Below are 17,486 nucleotides of genomic sequence, written 5' to 3' on the forward strand. Positions count from 1 at the left end.
AGACGTTCGTGCTGGTGAAGGACAAGAACGGGATGCCGTTGCATATCGGGGAAGCCCGGTTGGCGAACCCGGCACAGCGGTTGGCGTTGATCGCGACCGAACGCGGGTGCACCCGCCCGGGCTGCACGGCACCGTCGAGCATGTGCGCGGTGCATCATGTGACCGAGTTCAGCAAGGGCGGCAAAACCGACATCGAGAACCTGACCTTGGCGTGTGATCACTGCCATGCCCTGGTCAAGGACGGCCCGCGCGGCTGGACGACGATCAAACTGGGTCCGGAGTCGGACTTCCCGGGCCGCACCGCGTGGATCGCCCCGGCCCATGTCGACCCGACCCGGGCTCCGCGGGTCAATCACCATCATCACCCCGGTGAGATGCTGACCGCCGCCCCGCCGGCGGTGCGCCCCCGCAACTTCTGCAATCCGGTTCACCCGCAACCGGTTCGGTACCGGGTCGCCCACCGGAACATGACACCCCCGGCGCGACAATAGGTCCCCGCCACTGTTCCACCGACAGGTTGACCTGTCGGTGCTACAGGCCGTTGCCCGGCTCGGTTCTTCCGTCTCACCGCGCCCCTTGTGGGACCGGGTCACCCGCCGGACCACCACACCCCCACCGCGACAACAGATTTCCCCACGTCCACCCTCACCCCCGGCGCGACAATAGGTCCCCCGCCCCTGGTGCTACCGACAGGTTCGCCCCGTCGGTGCCACATGCCATGCCCCCGCTCGGTGCTTCCGTCTCACCGCGCCCCCTCCGAGACTGGTTCGCCCCGCCGAACCGCAAAACCCCGACGCAACAAGAGGATTCCCCGCCCCCGGGGGTGCCACCGGCAGGTTGATCCCGTCGATGCCACCGGCCGTTCCCCGGCTTGGTTCTTTGGGTCTTGGTCTTCGAGTTCTTGATCTTGTCGTTCTTGTGTCCGGGCGTCTTTCGGCCTTTTCGTTTTGTCTTTCGTGTTTTGTCTCGAGAACCGGACCACAACCAGTCCTCCGGCTGGTACCGCAGATCCCCTCATAACCGCGGAAGGTAAATCGGGCACCCCTCCCGACGTCACCAGCACGGCCATCTCGAGCTTTGCTCGCACCCGGAGATCCAACACCGTCTTTCGACGCAAGAAGCCCAGGTGCACCGACTTGGTTCGGCCTCGAATCCCCCCGAAACGGGCATCGGACAGCCCTTCTCCTCGACCGCACAGCCGGTGTCGGTGCCGCGCAGACCCGATAACCGTTGTGCCGCCCAGAGACCCGCTGTTCCATCCCCGGCAGCCGACGGTTTCTATACCGAAACGGGTCGGTGCACCTGGGTTTCTTGCATCGGGGAACGGGTTGGTGTGGCAGGGGGTGCGAGCAAAGCTCGAGATGGCCGTGCTGGGCACGTCGGGAGAGGTACCCGATTTACCTTCCGCAGCTGGGAGAGATTACCTGCGGTACCAGCGGGGTCGACCGGCTGTGGTGCCGTTCTCGAGAACAAAACACGAAAAGACCAAAGACGCGGGGAGTTATTTTGTCAGGGCTGGTTCTGGGGTGGGTTGGGGGGTTGGGGGTTCTGCTGGGTCTTCTTCCAGGCCGATCTTTTTGTGTAGGGCGGCCAGGGGTTTGGGGGACCACCAGTTGCCGGTGCTCATCAGGCGCATTAGGGCGGGGGCTAGGAGGGCTCGGATTATGGTGGCGTCGGCTATTACTGCTAGGGCTAGGCCTATGCCGAAGAGTTTCATGGCGGTGACCTCGGAGGTGGCTACTGCCAGGAGGACTACTGCCATCAAACCTGCTGCGGCGGTGAAGATTTTGCCGGTGCGGGCTACGCCCAGCGCCACGGAGCGGGTGTTCGCTTCGGGGGTGCGGTCCGATGCCAGCCACTCTTCGCGGATGCGGGAGAGCAGGAAGACCTCGTAGTCCATGGACATGCCGAAGGCCAGGCAGAACATGAGGATCGGCATGAACATGTCGACGCTGCCGGTGGGGGTGAAGCCGAGCAGACCCGCCAGGTGACCGTCCTGGAAGATCCAGATCATGGCGCCGAAGGTGGCCGTCAGGGACAGCACATTCAGCAGCAGGGCCTTCACCGGCAGCACCACACTGCCGGTGAACAGGAACAGCAGGATGAGGGTGATCACGGCGATTGCCGCCCCTGCCAGCGGAAGTCGCGAGATGACCGAGTCCATGGTGTCCTCGTTCAGCGCCGCCGCACCGCCGAACAGCGCCGGACCCGGCGCGGGTACCGCACGCAGTGCCTCCAGCTGAGTCTTGCCCGCCTCGGTGAAGGGCGATTCCTTGGTGCCGACGGACAGATAGGCCCCATCCGGCCCGGCCATCTGCGGAATGCCCGCCGCCACCTTGCGCACGCCGGTCCCGTCGTCGGCGTACACGCCGTCGCTCGACAGCACCGCGGGCACGCCGGGCGCCTTCGCCAATGCCGTGGCATAGTCCCGGATCTCGGTGGGTGTGCCATGGAATCCGGGCAGTACAACCACCGCACTGGACGCCATATTGGCGTTGAAATCTCCGCGCACCGCGTCACCGACCTGGCGGCTGGAGGCGAAGCTACCGATCATTCGATCGTCGGGTGTGCCGAAATGCGCCGACAGGAACGGGGTTCCGAGCAGCAGCAGAATCGCGGTGACGGCGACGGCGACCGGGATCGGACGCTTCATGACGCCGGACACCAGCCGGTACCAGCCGCTGTCCTCGGGGCGCACCGCAGTCTTCTCACCGCGACCCAGCAGGCGCCGCAAGGGCTTTCGCAGATCCCAGGCGTTCACCCGGTCACCTAGCAGGATCAGCGCAGCAGGCAGCAGCAGGACTGCCGCGCCCACCGCGGCGGCAACGACCGCGACACCGGCATAGGCGAAGGATTTGAAGAACGGCTGCGGGAAAACCGCAAGCGCCGCGAGGGCCAGTGCGACCGTGAGCCCGGAGAACACCACGGTCCGCCCGGCCGTCTGCACCGCGCGCAGAATGGCAGCCCGGGTATCGAGGCCGTTGCCGAGTTCCTCGCGGTATCTACTGACAATGAAGAGGCTGTAATCGATGGCCAGGGCCAGACCCAGGGCGCTGGTCATATTCAGCGCGAAGATGGATACGTCCATGAACACGGTCATCAGCCGCAGAATGCCGAGCGTCGCCGCAATCGCGAAGAATCCCACCATCAGTGGCAGCGATGCCGCGACCACGCTGCCGAACACCAGGACCAGCAGCAGTCCGGAGACCGGCACGGCAATGGATTCGGCCAGGATCAGGTCCTTCTCCACCTGATGGTTGATATCGGCGAAGCTGCCGGCCATACCGCCGACCCGCACCTGTACACCGTCGCGGTCCCCGTTGATATCCGCGCTGAGCGCGACGGCCCGGTTCTGCACCTCGTTATCGGTGCCCAGGATGGTGGCCATGATCAGGCCGCGGTGACTGTCCTTACTGCGCAGGGCGGTGGCCAGATCCGGACGGGTCGTCAGATTGGTCCAATACGACTGCACCCCGGTCACATTCGGATTCTGGGTGAGCAGGTCGGTGACGCTCTGGGCCTCGTGGCGCGCTTCGGGGCTGTTGACCCCCGTGTCGGTACTGACCATGACGATCAGGTTGGGGTTGCCGCCCGGGAACTGTTTGTCGATGAAGTCGTTGGCCTGCACCGACTCCAGTTCGGGGGTGAGATAGCCGCCGCCGACCATATGCGATTTCGCGGTGGCGCCGAAGCCGCCGCAAATGATCATCAGCAACAGTGCGGCCACCAGGACAGCGCGCGGGCGCGTCATGGCGAACCGGGCAAGACTGGTCAACATTGACGCGCACCCTTCGAAGTCACTCGACTTCGGAACGGTAGCGTTCCTGAGTTCTTCCTAGCGATCGACAGTGACCATGGTCATGGACATATCGATCAGCTATTACTCAGCGATGCGGCCCTACTGCTTTGCGATGCGGCCTCGCACTTCGCCGAGCGTCAACCGGCCACCACCCGCCGCCGGTGCGGTGGCGGTGACCACCACCTCGTCGCCGTCCTCCAGGAACGTGCGCTGCACCCCGTCCACGTCGATCGGCTCGGTGCCACCCCAGCTCAATTCCATGAAGGAACCGCGCTCCTCGCGCTCCGGACCGGAGATGGTGCCGGAGGCGAACAGGTCACCGGTCCGGGTGGAAGCGCCGTTCGCTGTCATATGCGCCAGCAGCTGCGCCGGGGACCAGTACATGCGGCTGAACGGGGGAGCGCTGACCTGCTGCCCGTTCCACTGCACCGCCAACTCGATATCGAGACCCCAGGGCGCGCTGTCCCGCAGATAGGGCAGTGGCTCCGGGTCTTGCTCCGGGAGCGGAATCCGGGCCGCCGCCAAGGCTTCCAGGGGTGTCACCCAGGCCGAGAGCGTGGTTGCGAAGGACTTGCCGAGGAACGGGCCGAGCGGCTGTCCCTCCCAGGCCTGGATATCGCGGGCCGACCAATCGTTCACCAGGGCCACGCCGAAAACGTGCTCGGCGAAATCGCCGGCTCGGATCGGGGAGCCCAGATCCGAGCCCGCGCCTACCAGAAAGCCCAGCTCGGCCTCGATATCCAGGCGGCGCGTCGGCCCGAAATCCGGTGTGCCGGACTCGGTCCGGCGCTGACCCTGCGGCCGGGTGAGCTCGGTGCCCGACACCACCACCGTGCCGGCCCGGCCGTGATAGCCCACCGGTAGATGCCGCCAATTCGGCAGTAGCGGTTCACCATCCGGGCGCAGCATGCGGCCCATGGCGGTGGCATGGTCGATGCTGGCGTAGAAGTCGACGTAGTCGGCGATCCGCACGGGCAGATCCAGCTGGATCGACTGCACCGAATGCACTGCCGTGGCGGAAAATTCGTGCTCCGCCGCCGCCTGGATCAGCTCCCGCACCTCGCGCCAGCACTGCGGGCCCTGTGTCATGAAGGCATTCAGGCTGGGCTGCGCGAACATCGGATCATCCAGGGCCACCGCCAGATCGATGACGCTGTCGCCCAGCCGCGCACCCACCCGCGGTTCCTCGCCCAGCGGGCGGAACACGCAGTACGGCAGATGCGCCGGGCCGAATCCGGAGTCCGCGGGGACCTCGATCCGCACACGACTATTCATATCCACCCCTGCTCTGTGTCATCGGTGATCGACTCAAATCCACTGGGAGGGTCCGCGACCGGACCAGGTCCAGGCATAACCGGGATCCTCGCAGGCCCGTGCGGCCTCTCCGAGTTGCAGCGGATGGAAGGTATCGACCATCACCGCCAGCTCATCGAAGAATTCGATGCCGATGCTGCGCTCGTAGGCGCCGGGCTGCGGCCCGTGCGCATACCCGCCCGGATGGACCGATACCGAGCCCTGGCCGATCCCGGAACCCTTGCGCGCCTCGTAGTTTCCGCCGCAGTAGAACATGATCTCGTCGGAGTCGACATTGGAGTGGTAGTACGGCACCGGAATCGAGAGCGGGTGGTAGTCCACCTTGCGTGGTACAAAATTGCAGACCACGAAGTTATTGCCCTCGAACGCCTGATGCGACGGCGGCGGCTGATGCACCCGGCCAGTGAGGGGCTCGAAGTCGGCGATATCGAAGGCGAACGGGTACAGGCAGCCGTCCCAGCCCACCACATCGAAGGGGTGCGCGGCGTAAACCAGTCTGGTGCCGACGATTTCACCGGCGGGCCGGTGCTTGACCAGCACCTCCACATCAGTTCCCTGCGCCTCGAACGGCTCCGCCGGGCCGTGCAGATCGCGCTCGCAATAGGGGGAGTGCTCCAGCAGCTGACCGTATTTGGAGAGGTAGCGCTTGGGTGGGGTGATGTGCCCGGTGCCCTCGATAATGTAGGCGCGCAAGGGTTCCGGTCCCTCGGGCAGCCAGCGGTGCGTCGTCGCGCGGGGTAGCAGCACCTGATGGCCCTGATGCACCCGTATGACCCCGAACACCGTCTCCACGGTGCCGGTGCCGGATTCGATATAGACGAGCTCGTCACCGATGGCATTGCGATACAGCGGGGATTCCCGGAGCGCGGCCACATAGGAGAGGCGGACATCGGCATTGCCGAGCAGCAGCCGCCGTCCGGTGACCATATCGGTCTCCGCGGGCTTCCCCTCGGGGAACAGCTCGTGCAACTTCAGATGCCGGTGCCGCAGTGGATGATTCGGGTAGGTGCGCTGATCCGGCAGCGCCCACACCGTCGAATCCACAATGGCGGGCGGCAATCCGCGGTGATAGAGCAGTGACGAGTCACCGGAGAAGCCCTCTTCTCCCATGAGCTCCTCGTAGTAGAGGTTGCCTTGCTCATCACGATGTTGGGTGTGCCGCTTCGGCGGCACCGCCCCCACCTGTCGATAGAACGTCATCGCCGTCTCCCGCTGACTGATGGTCCCTTTTCCATCGTAGCCACCGGATTGCGGGTGCGGCCGCAGAATTGCTCAGGCGCAGTGTTGTTCAGCGCTTGTTGTTCAGCGCTTGTTCAGGCGTGCCGCAGGGCGCGATACACGGCCGCGCCGACGAATTCGCCCAGCGTGTCCGAGGTCCAGTCGCCCGGCTCGGTGAGCAGCGTGCGCACCGCGCCCTCACCCGCCGACACCCACAATTCCACCAGCGCGGCCAGTTTGTGCTCGGCATCGCGGGTGCCCCAGGCGCGCAGGGTCGGGCGCAGGCGGCGGGTGCAGCGCTCCACGGCCAGCTCCCGGGCGCGCCCGAAGGAACTGGCCACGGCCGGATCGGGATTGCCGTAGAGCAGTCGCCAGCCGTCGGGGCGGGCGGTGGCGGTGTGCAGCAGGGCGCGGAAGCCCTCCACGAAGACGGCCTCGTCGGCCTCGACCCGGCGGCGGGGCAGCGCCGCCAGCACCCCGGTGAGCATGAGGTCCTCTTCACGCCGCAGCAGCGCCTCGATGAGCTCCACCCGATCGGCGAAGCAGGCGTAGACGACCGGGCGGGTCACCTTCATGCGGTCGGCGACGGCGGCGATGGTCACCGCGGCGATGCCGTCGTCGGCGGCAATCTTCAAGGCGGTGTCGAGCACCTGCGGGCGGCGGCGTTCGGGCCCGAGATGCCGCGCGCGCTGGCGTGGTCGTACAGCCGATTCGGTGCCCATGAGCACCGACCATAGCAGCGTGTGCGGGCGAGGGAACGGCTGGTCGCGGCCGGTGCGCACCGGGCGGCCCGGTATGTGAACTTCGCGCTCCGTGCGGATTGCGAGATCGTTTCCTACGTGAGTGCATAAAAATGCTACATTCGCGAAGGAAACGTGCCCGCGACCGATGCCCCGGCTTGAGGAAGACGACATGACCGAGACCCTGTTCAACCCGAAGACACACGAGTTCGCCGAATTCGATGCCGAGACCCGGCGCCTGCTGCGCGCCACCGTCAACTGGTTCGAGAGCCACGGCAAGGTGCGCCTGCTGGCCGACAGCCGCGATCGGGTCTGGTACTCGGAATTCCTCGATTTCATCAAGAGCGAGCGTGTTTTCGCCACCTTCCTGACCCCCGCGGCCGAGGCGGCCGGCGACCCGAACAAGCGCTGGGACACCGCGCGCATCGCCATGATGAGCAAGATCCTCGGCTTCTACGGCATGCAGTACTGGTACGTCTGGCAGGTCACCATTCTCGGCCTCGGGCCGATCTGGCAGAGCGCCAATGTCGAGGCCAAGGCGCGCGCCGCGGCCGCGCTGGACTCCGGCGAGATCTTCGCCTTCGGGCTGTCCGAGCAGGCGCACGGCGCGGACGTGTACTCCACCGACATGATCCTCGAGCCGAAAACGCGCGGCGGTGGTTTCACCGCGACCGGCGGCAAGTACTACATCGGCAATGGCAATCAGGCCGCCATGGTGTCGGTCTTCGGCCGTCGCGCCGATAGGCCGATCATCGATTCCGCGGACTTCCAGCGGAAGATGACCGACGAGGAGTACTCCGGCTACCTGTTCTTCGCCGCCGACTCCCGGCACAAGAACTACAAGCTGCAGAAGAACGTCGTCGACTCCCAGATGTACGTCGCCGCATTCGAACTCGACAAGTACCCGGTCGCCGAAGGCGACATCCTGCACACCGGCCGCGCCGCCTTCGATGCCGCCATGAACACCGTCAATGTCGGCAAGTTCAACCTCGGCTTCGGTGCGGTCGGCGCGTGTGAGCACGCCATGTACGAGGCCGTCACGCATGCCGAGAATCGAATCCTGTTCGGGCACAAGGTGACCGAGTTCCCGCAGGTGAAATCGATACTGGCGGACAGCTTCGCGCGACTGATCGGCATGAAGCTCTACAGCGAGCGCGCCATCGACTACATGCGCTCCGCCAACGAGAACGACCGCCGCTACCTGCTGGTCAGCGCCATCGAGAAGATGTCGGTGACCCGCACCGGGCAGAAGATCTACGAGGATCTCGCTGATGTGATCGCGGCCCGCGGCTTCGAGAACGATATGTACTTCCCGATGGCCATGGTCGGCATGTTCGGCCTGCCGCGCCTCGAGGGCACCGTGCACGTGAATATGGCGCTGTCCCTGAAGTTCATGCCCAACTACATGTTCCACCCGGCCGACGCCGCCCTGGCCGCGCTGCGCTACCTGCCCGCCGCCAGCCCGGCGGGCGCGGTGCGCGTGGTCTCCGAGGCGCTGAGCTGGTCGAGTCGCCGTGTCACCCCGCGCGCCGGCGGGCTGGTGCCCAAGCTGCGCAGCGAATTGGCCGGTGCCACTTACGCTCCCGTGCCGACTCGGCGCGATGCGGCCGACGACGACTTCCTGTGGCGGCAGGGCCCGAGCAGTGGGCTCGGCCGGATTCGCTTCGCCGACTGGAAGCCGGTCTTCGAGAAGTTCGCGCACATTCCGAATGTCGCGGTGTTCCTGGAGCAGGCGCTCGGCCTGCAGACCCTGCTGGCCGCCGCCACCCCCACCCGCGAGCAGCAGGCGGATGTGGACTTCCTGTTCGGGCTCGGCGAACTGTTCACGATGGTGCCCTACGCCCAGCTCATCCTGGAGCAGGCCGCCATCGCGAACGCCGACGTCGATGTGCTCGATCAGCTCTTCGACATCTTCGTGCGCGACTTCTCCAAGCACGCGGTCGCCCTGAGCGCCAAGCCCTCCGCGACCAAGGCGCAGCAGGCCCGCGCACTCGATCTGGTGCGCCGCCCGGTCGCCGACCCGGTCCGCTTCGAGGTGGTATTGCGCCAGGTCAGGGTGCTCGCCGGGACCTATGAAATGACTCCCTGATCTTGTCCGAGCTCGCCCCCGGGCAGCGCCGGCGGCGGGTAAAGGTTCCATTCGTGCAGGAAAGAGTATGCATTCACGCGCAGCTCGAGACGGGACAACTGATCTCGCGAGGGTCCGGGTAACTCCTGGGGTACGTCCAAAATTGGTGTGGTACCTAACCGCCGGCGCGGGTGCTCAACGCCGACGGCTCCTCGGCCGTCCGCTGAATATGCGGGGAGGCGGGGGAGCGCGTCCGCGATTCGACGCCCCTGCCCGCACCATCCGCGAGGTCGACTACGGCTTCTTCGGGCCGGATTCGCCCACCTGGAAGGTGTGGACCGCGCCCACCGCGCTCATCGGATTCCAGCGCTCGGTGGTGCTCGAGCACTTCGATCCCGCGCTCACCGCCGCCGTCGCCGATGTCGGCGGCATCTACAGCGATCCGCGCGGGCGGCTCGACCACACCTTCGCCTACTTCCTGATCGCCGCCGTGGCCGACAGCCGCATGGCGATCGAGGCGTCCGAACACCTCATGCAGGTGCACGCCAAGGCGACCGGCATCGAGCCGATCAGCGGAAAGCGTTACAGCGCAAACAATCCCGACTCGCAGCTGTGGATCCACGTCACCGGCTGGCATTCGGTGCTCAAGTGCTACGAGATGTACGGGCCCGGGCCGCTGAGCTCGGAAGAGGAACAGCAGTACTGGGCGGAATGCGTCATCGCCGCCGAACTGCAGACCTGTAAGCCGTCCGATGTGCCGACCTCCCGCGCCGAGGTCCGCGACTACTTCGCCGAGATGCGGCCCAAGCTCAGCTCCTCCGAGCGCGCCCACGAAGGCATGCACTACCTGCTGTTCACCCCGCGCGACCGCGGCATGAAGCTGTGGGCCGGCAGCCGCCTGGTGGCTCCTGCCGCCATTGCCACCCTGCCCGAATGGATGCGCCGCACAGGCGGATTCGATCAGCCGGGGGTGGTCGACGCCGCCTATCCGAAGGCCGTGCGGGCCGCCATGAAGGTGCTCAGCAACGACCGGCTCGAGCATGCGGTCGCGGCGAACTTCATCGGCCCGATGACAGGCCGCCTGCTCCGCGAGCACCTCCGCGCCGGCACCCCGCAGAACCCGGTCACGGTGACACCGCAGCAGGCGAAGGAACTCTACGGCCGCGCAGCCCAACAGCACGCCTAGCCGACCCCAGCCCCTCGTCATCCCGGCATGCGTTTGGCCGGGATCCACACTGGTCGAAGGTGGATCCCGGCCAAAAACGCGCCGGGATGACGGGGCGATACGCCGGGATGACGGGGCGATACGCCGGGATGACGGAGTGATGCGCGCTGGGTGGCAGAAGTGACATGTACCGGGGCGGTCGGTACGGCCTGTGCGCCCCGCGGTGTTCCAACCAGCGGGATTCGGGGGCGCGGCGACCGATTTATCCCCTATCGTGACCTGGCCCACGTCCGCCTACGGTTGCGTAACCGGACGAGACTACGGCAACCTCCTCTTGATCATCAAGACCTATGGCTGAGGAGGCCCGTCCGTGTCCCATTACAAGGCGAACCTGCGTGACATCGAGTTCAACTTGTTCGAAGTACTGGGAATCGGGGCGCTGCTCGATCAGGGCGCCTACGGCGATCTCGACAGCGAGACCGCCCGTGACATGCTCACCGAGGTAGTGCGCCTGGCCGAAGGGCCGATCGCCGCATCCTTCATCGAGGGCGACCGCACCCCCGTCGAGTTCGATGCCCCGAACCACACGATCATCGTGCCGGACCTGCTGCGCAAGACCGTCGCCGCGGTCAATGACGCCGGGTACTCCGGACTCGGCCTGCCCGAGGAAATGGGCGGCGTGGCCGCACCGAACGCCCTCATCTGGGGCATTCAGGAAATGATTGTGGCCGCGAACAATTCGGCCAGCTTCTTCAATATGGGCCCGCTCATGCACAAGGTCCTCTTCGAAGAGGGCAATGACGAGCAGCAGCGCTGGGCCGCGCACGCCTGGGAGCACCGCTGGGGCGGCACCATGGTGCTCACCGAGCCTGACGCCGGTTCCGATGTCGGCATGGGCCGCACCAAGGCCGTGCAGCAGCCGGACGGCGCGTGGCATATCGAAGGCGTGAAGCGCTTCATCTCCGGTGGCGATGTGGGCGATACCGCCGACAACATCTTCCACCTGGTGCTGGCCCGGCCCGAGGGCGCCGGACCGGGCACCAAGGGCCTGTCGCTGTTCATGGTGCCGCGCTTCCTGTTCGACAGCGAGACCATGGCGATCGGCGCCAAGAACGGCGCGCTGGTCACCGGTGTCGAGCACAAGATGGGCATCAAGTCCTCGCCCACCTGTGAGATCACCTTCGGCGGCGATATCCCGGCCGTCGGCTACCTGGTCGGCGATGTGCACAATGGCATCGCGCAGATGTTCAAGGTCATCGAGAATGCGCGAATGATGGTGGGCACCAAGGCCACCGGCGCACTCTCGACCGGTTACCTGAATGCCCTCGAGTACGCCAAGCAGCGCGTACAGGGCGCGGACCTGACCCAGATGACGGATAAGGCCGCGCCGCGCGTCACCATTACCCACCACCCCGATGTGCGCCGCAGCCTCGCGACGCAGAAGGCGTACGCGGAGGGCCTGCGGGCGCTCTACATGTACTGCTCCTCGTACCAGAACGACGATGTCGCCGCCGCCAACTGGGGCGTCGACGGTGACCTCGCCGCCCGCGTCAACGATCTGCTGCTGCCGCTCGTGAAGGGTTGCGGCTCCGACCGCGCCTACGAGTCGCTCACCGAATCGCTGCAGACCCTCGGCGGCTCCGGGTACCTGCAGGACTACCCGATCGAGCAGTACATCCGTGACTGCAAGATCGACTCGCTGTACGAGGGCACCACCGCCATCCAGGCGCAGGACTTCTTCTTCCGCAAGATCATTCGCGACAAGGGTGTGGCGCTGGCGCACGTCGCCGGGCTCATCCAGAAGTTCATCGACGGCGGACCGGACCAGCTCAAGGCCGAGCGCGTACTGCTGGGCACGGCCCTCACCGATGTGCAGGGCATCGCCGCCACCCTCACCGGTTACCTGATGGCCGCCCAGGCGAACCCGGAAGAGCTGTACAAGGTCGGCCTCGGTTCGGTCCGATTCCTGTACGCCGTAGGCGATCTCGTCATCTCCTGGCGACTGCTGGAGAGCGCCGCCGTCGCGCAGGCCGCGCTGGACGGCAATGCCGCCGAGAAGGACAAGCACTTCTACACCGGCAAGATCGCCGTCGCGTCCTGGTTCGCGAAGAACAAGCTGCCGCTCATCACCGGTGTGCGCGGCATTGTGGAGAACCTCGACAACGACATCATGAAGCTGGACGAAGCGGCTTTCTAGAAAGCTCGCTGTAGATCTCCCGGCCCCCGCACCCAAGGTGCGGGGGCCGGATTGTGTAAGGGGGTGGTCGGTCCCGCAGCCCGGGGTGCGAGCCGGATTGTGTAAGGGGGTGGTCGGTCCCGCAGCCCGGGGTGCGAGTCGGATTGTGTCTTGGGGCATCGGGTTTGGGGACTCGCCGAGGTGACACGCGCGTTCTATCCGTGACCAGCTGTGTTGCATCACGCTCAGCGGGTACAACTACCGCATGGTTTTCCCGGTATCTTTCGGCTGGCTGCAGTTCTTGCTGGCCGCGCTCGTGGTCGCGGCGATCGCGCTACTGGTGACCGCGCTGCTCAAGTCTCGCAAAGTGGGATTCAGAGTCCTCGTCGGACGCGGCGCGGGTGCGGTCTCGCTGATCTTCGTTGCGGTGGTGATCCTTTGGGTCACCACGCTGCTGCAAACCTTCCTCGGGCTCACGGGCGAAGTGAAGGCGGCGCACATAGTGACCTCGCCAGTGGCCGGGCAGCAGCACATGATGAACGTCGACCTGACCCTGTACGGGGACAAGGACCATGACGAGCAGCACCTGAAATACCAAGTCGAGGGCGATATGTGGGTCTTGCAGGCCGATATCGTCGAACTGGAACCGTGGGTGAACGCGCTCGGCTTCCACTCCGGTTACAAGGTGACCCGCCTGTTCGGCCAGCGCCTCGACGGCGTCGCCACCAAGCAGAACCAGATCTTCCTCAATGGCGGCGACGGCGACTTCTTCTCGGATATGCGGGACCAGTCCTGGTACACGAAGCCCTTCGTGCGCTCGGCCTACGGCAATGCGGTCATCGCCACCGGCGGCAGCTACGACGTCTTCATCTCCCGCGACGCCATCAAAACCCGCCCGGCGTAACGGGATTCACAAGCCCCAGCAATAGGGGGCGCTGTGAGCTGGTGAAACACCAATCTGAAATGGCGTCGATCCACTATGGTCGACGCCAGCAGAGAGTTGCACCGCTTCAGACGAAATGAGATCCGCCACTATGAGGCAATCCCTCCGGGCCTTCACCATCGGCATGGCATTGACCACCACCCTCACTGTCGGCACGGGCGCTGCCCTCGCCGATGCGCCCACCGCAGCCCCCCAGCCGAAAAGCGTGTCCGTCGGTCTCGGCACCGGTAGCGCTGTGACGGACATTCTCGCCGGGGGTGTCGCACTTGCGGGCCTGCTGGCAGCCTGCCTTCTTCGTTCGGCCAGCGGCGAAAGCCAATGCAATCTCAGTGACGCCTAGTCCGCCAGTTCGGTGACTACGGGCGCATGATCGCTGGCGCCCTTGCCCTTTCGCTCCTCGCGGTCCACGTTCGTATCGGTGACACGGGCCGCGAGATCCGGTGAGTTGAGGATGAAGTCGATGCGCATGCCTTCCTTGCGAGGGAAGCGCAGCTGGGTGTAGTCCCAATAGGTGTAGACGCCGGGGCCGGGGTGGAACGGGCGCATGGCATCGGTGAAGCCCGCCTCCGTCATCGCCTCGAAGGCCGCGCGCTCTTTCTCCGAGGTGTGCGTCTTGCCCTCGAAGAATTCCGGTGACCAGACGTCCGCGTCGGTCGGCGCGATATTCCAGTCGCCGACGAGTGCGATCTGCGCGTGCGGATCCTCCGTCAGCCACTGCGTGCCCGCAGTACGCAGTGCCGCAAGCCATTCCAGCTTGTAGGCGTAGTGCGGATCGTCCAGCGCCCGGCCGTTGGGCACGTACAGGCTCCACACCCGCACGCCGCCGCAGGTGGCGCCGATCGCGCGGGCCTCCACCACCGGAGTGCTCAGCAGCGATTCACCGGCGTCCTTGTCGAAGCCCGGCTGCTCCGGGAAGCCGATCTCCACATTTTCCAGGCCGATGCGCGAGGCGATGGCCACACCGTTCCACTGGTTGTAGCCCACGTGCGCGACCTCGTAACCGGCGGCCTCGAAGGCTTCGAACGGGAACTGCTCGTCCTTGCACTTGGTTTCCTGCATGGCCAGCACATCGATATCGGAGCGATCCAGCCAGGCCAGCACCCGATCCTGCCGGGAGCGAATCGAATTCACATTCCAGGTTGCGAGCCGCACGGCAAAGCCTTTCGGAGATAGAGGTTTTCGACTACAGCAAAGATATTCCGGTCAGGGCGCCACGTAGCGGTACCAGTGGTGCTCGAGGAAGCCCAGCTCCCGATACAACGCCAGCGCTCCGGCATTGCCGGCCTCCACCTGGACGTACGCATGCGTCGCGCCGCGGGCGTGACCCCAGCGCAGCAATTCCGCGCACACCAGTGAACCCAGACCGTGCCTGCGATGCTCGTCCGCCACCGCGATACAGGTCAACCCCACCCAGCGGCGGCCGTCCGGCGCGGTGGTGACCGCGGCCCGGCCGATGGCCAGCGGCGCGGGCAGACCCACGGTGGCGAAACCCAATTCACCCTCGCGCACCGCGGTCAGCACCCCCACCACCGGCGCCCTGCCGATCTCGGTATCACCGCCGCGATGCCGGTGCATGGACAGCCACGCACCGTCCGGCTCGGAGGTGATGCGCAGCATGGGGACGCCCGGCGGCAGCACGAAGGTCTCGAGATCGATTGCCAGCACCATGGTTTCGTTCCAGGTCCGCCAGCCCTGCGGAATCGCGGTGAGCCGATCCGGCAGCAGCAGCTGCATCGGCAGCCCGTGTGCGGTGTACCACGCGCCGATACGGTGCATGGTCTCCGCGTCGAACAGCGCTGGACCGTCCGAACCGCCCAGCGGCACAGCGGAATTCGCGCGCCCGGTGTAGCCCTCGCCGGCGCGCAACAGCCAGCCGTCGATCCAGGCGCGCTGCACACCGGGCCAGCCGTCGGCCGCCGCCGCCTCCAGGGCGCGGATCTCACTGGTCCGAATAGGCCTGGCGCCCAGCTCTTTCCATACGACCACCCGATCCCAGGCGATCGAAACCACCTGACCGTCGGCGGTGCGCACGGTCAGGGGATCGGTCGCGATGAGTTCGCCGATCACATCGGTCAGCGGCTGTGGATAACCCTCGGGCAGGCGGTAGCGCACGACCATGCGGCGTCCGAGGGGCGGCAGGCCGCCGCCCCCGAATCCGGGGGAATCAGTCGTCATGCCCGAACGGATCCGGCACGGTGCCCGGCACCCAGCTCAAACCCGGCGTGCCCCAGCCGTTCCGCTTGATGGCCTTCTTGGCGCCGCGCGCATTGCGCCCGACGAGCACATCCACGTACAGGAAGCCGTCGAGGTGACCCACCTCGTGCTGCAGCATGCGGGCGAAGAACTCCTCGCCCTCCAGTTCGATCGGATCGCCGTGCTCATCGGTACCGGTGACCTTCGCCCATTCGGCGCGACCGGTGGGCCACTGCTCGCCCGGAACCGAGAGGCAGCCCTCTTCGTCATCTTCGGGATCGGGCATCGTCTCCGGAATCGCGGAGGTTTCCAATACCGGGTTGATCACCGCACCGCGCCGGCGGACCATCTTGCCGTCCGGGCCTTCGTCGGGGCAGTCGTAGACGAACAGTCGAAGCGGCACACCGACCTGATTGGCGGCCAGGCCCACACCGCGGGCGGCGTCCAGGGTTTCGTACATGTCCGCGATCAGCTCGGCAAGTTCCTCGGGTGTCTGCGTGACCTTCTCGGTCGGGTTGTGCAGAACCGGGTCGCCGACGATGACGATCGGGAGAATAGCCATGCTGAGCAGCCTACTGGGTGGTTCCGGAGGTCGATCCGGGACCTGTTGTCAGAGCGACACGCCGGGCTTAGATCACTAAAACACGCCGAACGGTACGCGCCGGGAAGTCAGCGTCGCGTGGTTGAATGAGCGGCGACGTACAAGCACCATATTCGTCTGGTGACCACTCGGCGAGGGAGCACTATGGACAGCGCAGCGGCACGATTTTCCGCAAGCGGGGACGATCCTTCCGTGAGCGAGAACATCGCCGCCGGTGCCGCGACACCCGATGAGGATGGCGCGCACGGCCTCTCACGGCGGGAAATCGACATCCTCGATTTCGAACGCAAATGGTGGAAGTACGCCGGTGCGAAAGAAGAAGCCATCCGGGAACTGTTCGACCTCTCGCCCACCCGCTACTACCAGGTGCTGAACGCGGTCGTCGACAAGCCCGAAGCGCTGGCGGCGGACCCCATGCTGGTGAAACGACTGCGCAGATTGCGGGCCAGCCGTCAGAAGACCAGGGCCGCACGCCGTCTGGGATTCCAGGTGTGAACCGCCCCCAGACCGATCAGAGATTAGGCTCCACGACGTGAGCACTCCGAATACGCCGTCCGGTGGCCCGCCGCTGCGCGCCCTGGCCATGGTGCTGATCGCGCTTGCCATCGTGTTCGCCGGGCTCGGGGCGATGTCCCTGTCGAGTTCGGATTCCTCGGACGCAGGGGCCGCGTCGAGCGCATCCACCACGACCGCAGCGCAGCCGGCCGCAGCCACCACCACTGTGGCGCAGCAGGTTTCGGCGCCTCCGGCAACCACCGCGCCCTCGGCAACCACCACCGCGCCGGTCACCACGACCCCGCCGCCGCCGACCACCCCCGCCGCGGGCGCGGTCGACAAGACCATTCCCGTAAGGGTTTTGAACAACAGTATGGTCTCCGGCCTCGCCGCGAAAACCGCGAACGATCTCGCGGCTGACGGCTGGAACATTGCCGAGACCGGCAATTACGGCACGGGCGTCATCTCCAAAACGACCGTCTACTACGGCAGTTCGGCAGGGGAGAAGGCGGCCGCCCTGGCGATCGCGAACCAGCTCGGCATCACCGCCGAACCGCGCTTCGCCGGAATCATGGACAGCCCGCCCGGGATCATCGTCATCGTCACCGGCAACTGACCCGCTTCGCAGCCTCGTCCGAGCACCATCTGAACACCCGGCCAGCCCCTGCGGGGGAGTGGGTCACGGCTCTGGCATCATCTTGTCCGAGTAGTAATCATGTCCACCCAGCTTTTCGTAAACTCGGACTCGTAAAGGAGTTCCCCGATGGCCTCGTC

General features: G+C 65.9%; 15 protein-coding genes. 8 read left to right on the forward strand and 7 right to left on the reverse strand.

Annotation, left to right across the window (positions count from 1 at the left end):
• Nucleotides 1–491: HNH endonuclease signature motif containing protein (locus JWN03_RS38745; protein ID WP_297626227.1), on the forward strand; the 491-nt coding region annotated here is incomplete at its 5' end.
• Between the two features lie 1,010 nt (nucleotides 492–1,501).
• Here the strand turns inward: JWN03_RS38745 and JWN03_RS38750 are convergent.
• From JWN03_RS38750 to JWN03_RS38765, 4 genes are all read right to left on the reverse strand, one after another.
• The gene (locus JWN03_RS38750) at nucleotides 1,502–3,778 is read right to left on the reverse strand and encodes an MMPL family transporter (RefSeq protein WP_297626230.1); all 2,277 of its coding nucleotides are present in this window, start codon (nucleotides 3,776–3,778) and stop codon (nucleotides 1,502–1,504) included.
• Between the two features lie 120 nt (nucleotides 3,779–3,898).
• A complete protein-coding gene (gene fahA, locus JWN03_RS38755) occupies nucleotides 3,899–5,074 on the reverse strand; it encodes a fumarylacetoacetase (protein WP_297626232.1) in 1,176 nt (391 codons plus the stop codon).
• A 33-nt stretch (nucleotides 5,075–5,107) separates the two neighbouring features.
• Nucleotides 5,108–6,313: a homogentisate 1,2-dioxygenase gene (locus tag JWN03_RS38760; RefSeq protein ID WP_297626235.1), complete on the reverse strand. Its 1,206-nt coding sequence runs from the start codon at nucleotides 6,311–6,313 to the stop codon at nucleotides 5,108–5,110.
• A 113-nt stretch (nucleotides 6,314–6,426) separates the two neighbouring features.
• Complete coding sequence (locus JWN03_RS38765) at nucleotides 6,427–7,053, reverse strand: TetR/AcrR family transcriptional regulator (RefSeq protein ID WP_297626238.1); 627 nt, start codon at nucleotides 7,051–7,053, stop codon at nucleotides 6,427–6,429.
• A 190-nt stretch (nucleotides 7,054–7,243) separates the two neighbouring features.
• Between JWN03_RS38765 and JWN03_RS38770 the strand changes: the two genes are divergently transcribed.
• The 5 genes from JWN03_RS38770 to JWN03_RS38790 all read left to right on the forward strand — a co-directional run bounded on the left by JWN03_RS38770 (nucleotide 7,244) and on the right by JWN03_RS38790 (nucleotide 13,763).
• A complete protein-coding gene (locus JWN03_RS38770; RefSeq protein WP_297626241.1) occupies nucleotides 7,244–9,160 on the forward strand; it encodes an acyl-CoA dehydrogenase family protein in 1,917 nt (638 codons plus the stop codon).
• 208 nt (nucleotides 9,161–9,368) lie between these two features.
• Nucleotides 9,369–10,325 (forward strand): oxygenase MpaB family protein, encoded by a 957-nt coding sequence (locus tag JWN03_RS38775; protein ID WP_297626263.1) that lies wholly within the window; start codon nucleotides 9,369–9,371, stop codon nucleotides 10,323–10,325.
• A 349-nt stretch (nucleotides 10,326–10,674) separates the two neighbouring features.
• Nucleotides 10,675–12,501, forward strand: coding sequence for an acyl-CoA dehydrogenase (locus tag JWN03_RS38780; RefSeq protein WP_297626245.1), 1,827 nt, complete (start codon nucleotides 10,675–10,677; stop codon nucleotides 12,499–12,501).
• 244 nt (nucleotides 12,502–12,745) lie between these two features.
• Entirely contained in the window at nucleotides 12,746–13,384 is a 639-nt protein-coding gene (locus tag JWN03_RS38785) for a hypothetical protein (protein ID WP_297626248.1), read from the forward strand.
• Nucleotides 13,385–13,514: 130 nt separating this feature from the next.
• On the forward strand, nucleotides 13,515–13,763 hold the full coding sequence (locus tag JWN03_RS38790; RefSeq protein ID WP_297626250.1) for a hypothetical protein: 249 nt from the start codon (nucleotides 13,515–13,517) through the stop codon (nucleotides 13,761–13,763).
• On the opposite strand, the gene JWN03_RS38795 is transcribed toward JWN03_RS38790, so the two are convergent.
• Genes JWN03_RS38795 through JWN03_RS38805 form a run of 3 tightly spaced genes read right to left on the reverse strand, consistent with a single transcriptional unit; the run spans nucleotide 13,760 to nucleotide 16,178 of the window.
• On the reverse strand, nucleotides 13,760–14,575 hold the full coding sequence (locus JWN03_RS38795; protein WP_297626252.1) for an exodeoxyribonuclease III: 816 nt from the start codon (nucleotides 14,573–14,575) through the stop codon (nucleotides 13,760–13,762). The two genes, JWN03_RS38790 and JWN03_RS38795, sit on opposite strands and share 4 nt — an antisense overlap.
• A gap of 51 nt (nucleotides 14,576–14,626) precedes the next feature.
• Nucleotides 14,627–15,598 (reverse strand): N-acetylglutamate synthase, CG3035 family, encoded by a 972-nt coding sequence (locus JWN03_RS38800; RefSeq protein WP_297626255.1) that lies wholly within the window; start codon nucleotides 15,596–15,598, stop codon nucleotides 14,627–14,629.
• A complete protein-coding gene (locus JWN03_RS38805; protein WP_297626257.1) occupies nucleotides 15,588–16,178 on the reverse strand; it encodes a peptide deformylase in 591 nt (196 codons plus the stop codon). The genes JWN03_RS38800 and JWN03_RS38805 overlap by 11 nt, the downstream gene beginning before the upstream one ends.
• Before the next feature lie 183 nt (nucleotides 16,179–16,361).
• Between JWN03_RS38805 and JWN03_RS38810 the strand changes: the two genes are divergently transcribed.
• Entirely contained in the window at nucleotides 16,362–16,712 is a 351-nt protein-coding gene (locus JWN03_RS38810) for a DUF3263 domain-containing protein (RefSeq protein ID WP_297626259.1), read from the forward strand.
• A 37-nt stretch (nucleotides 16,713–16,749) separates the two neighbouring features.
• Entirely contained in the window at nucleotides 16,750–17,328 is a 579-nt protein-coding gene (locus JWN03_RS38815; RefSeq protein WP_297626261.1) for a LytR C-terminal domain-containing protein, read from the forward strand.
• Nucleotides 17,329–17,486: the final 158 nt, after the last annotated feature.

Source organism: Nocardia sp., assembly GCF_025465275.1.
Classification (GTDB): domain Bacteria; phylum Actinomycetota; class Actinomycetes; order Mycobacteriales; family Mycobacteriaceae; genus Nocardia.

What these genes read in the sequence shown, in the direction of transcription:
- JWN03_RS38750 (WP_297626230.1), bottom strand. Translation starts at nt 3,778, where the DNA reads ATGTTGACCAGTCTTGCCCGGTTCGCCATGACGCGCCCGCGCGCTGTC.
- fahA (WP_297626232.1), bottom strand. Translation starts at nt 5,074, where the DNA reads ATGAATAGTCGTGTGCGGATCGAGGTCCCCGCGGACTCCGGATTCGGC.
- JWN03_RS38760 (WP_297626235.1), bottom strand. Translation starts at nt 6,313, where the DNA reads ATGACGTTCTATCGACAGGTGGGGGCGGTGCCGCCGAAGCGGCACACC.
- JWN03_RS38765 (WP_297626238.1), bottom strand. Translation starts at nt 7,053, where the DNA reads ATGGGCACCGAATCGGCTGTACGACCACGCCAGCGCGCGCGGCATCTC.
- JWN03_RS38770 (WP_297626241.1), top strand. Translation starts at nt 7,244, where the DNA reads ATGACCGAGACCCTGTTCAACCCGAAGACACACGAGTTCGCCGAATTC.
- JWN03_RS38775 (WP_297626263.1), top strand. Translation starts at nt 9,369, where the DNA reads ATGCGGGGAGGCGGGGGAGCGCGTCCGCGATTCGACGCCCCTGCCCGC.
- JWN03_RS38785 (WP_297626248.1), top strand. Translation starts at nt 12,746, where the DNA reads ATGGTTTTCCCGGTATCTTTCGGCTGGCTGCAGTTCTTGCTGGCCGCG.
- JWN03_RS38790 (WP_297626250.1), top strand. Translation starts at nt 13,515, where the DNA reads ATGAGGCAATCCCTCCGGGCCTTCACCATCGGCATGGCATTGACCACC.
- JWN03_RS38800 (WP_297626255.1), bottom strand. Translation starts at nt 15,598, where the DNA reads ATGACGACTGATTCCCCCGGATTCGGGGGCGGCGGCCTGCCGCCCCTC.
- JWN03_RS38805 (WP_297626257.1), bottom strand. Translation starts at nt 16,178, where the DNA reads ATGGCTATTCTCCCGATCGTCATCGTCGGCGACCCGGTTCTGCACAAC.
- JWN03_RS38810 (WP_297626259.1), top strand. Translation starts at nt 16,362, where the DNA reads ATGGACAGCGCAGCGGCACGATTTTCCGCAAGCGGGGACGATCCTTCC.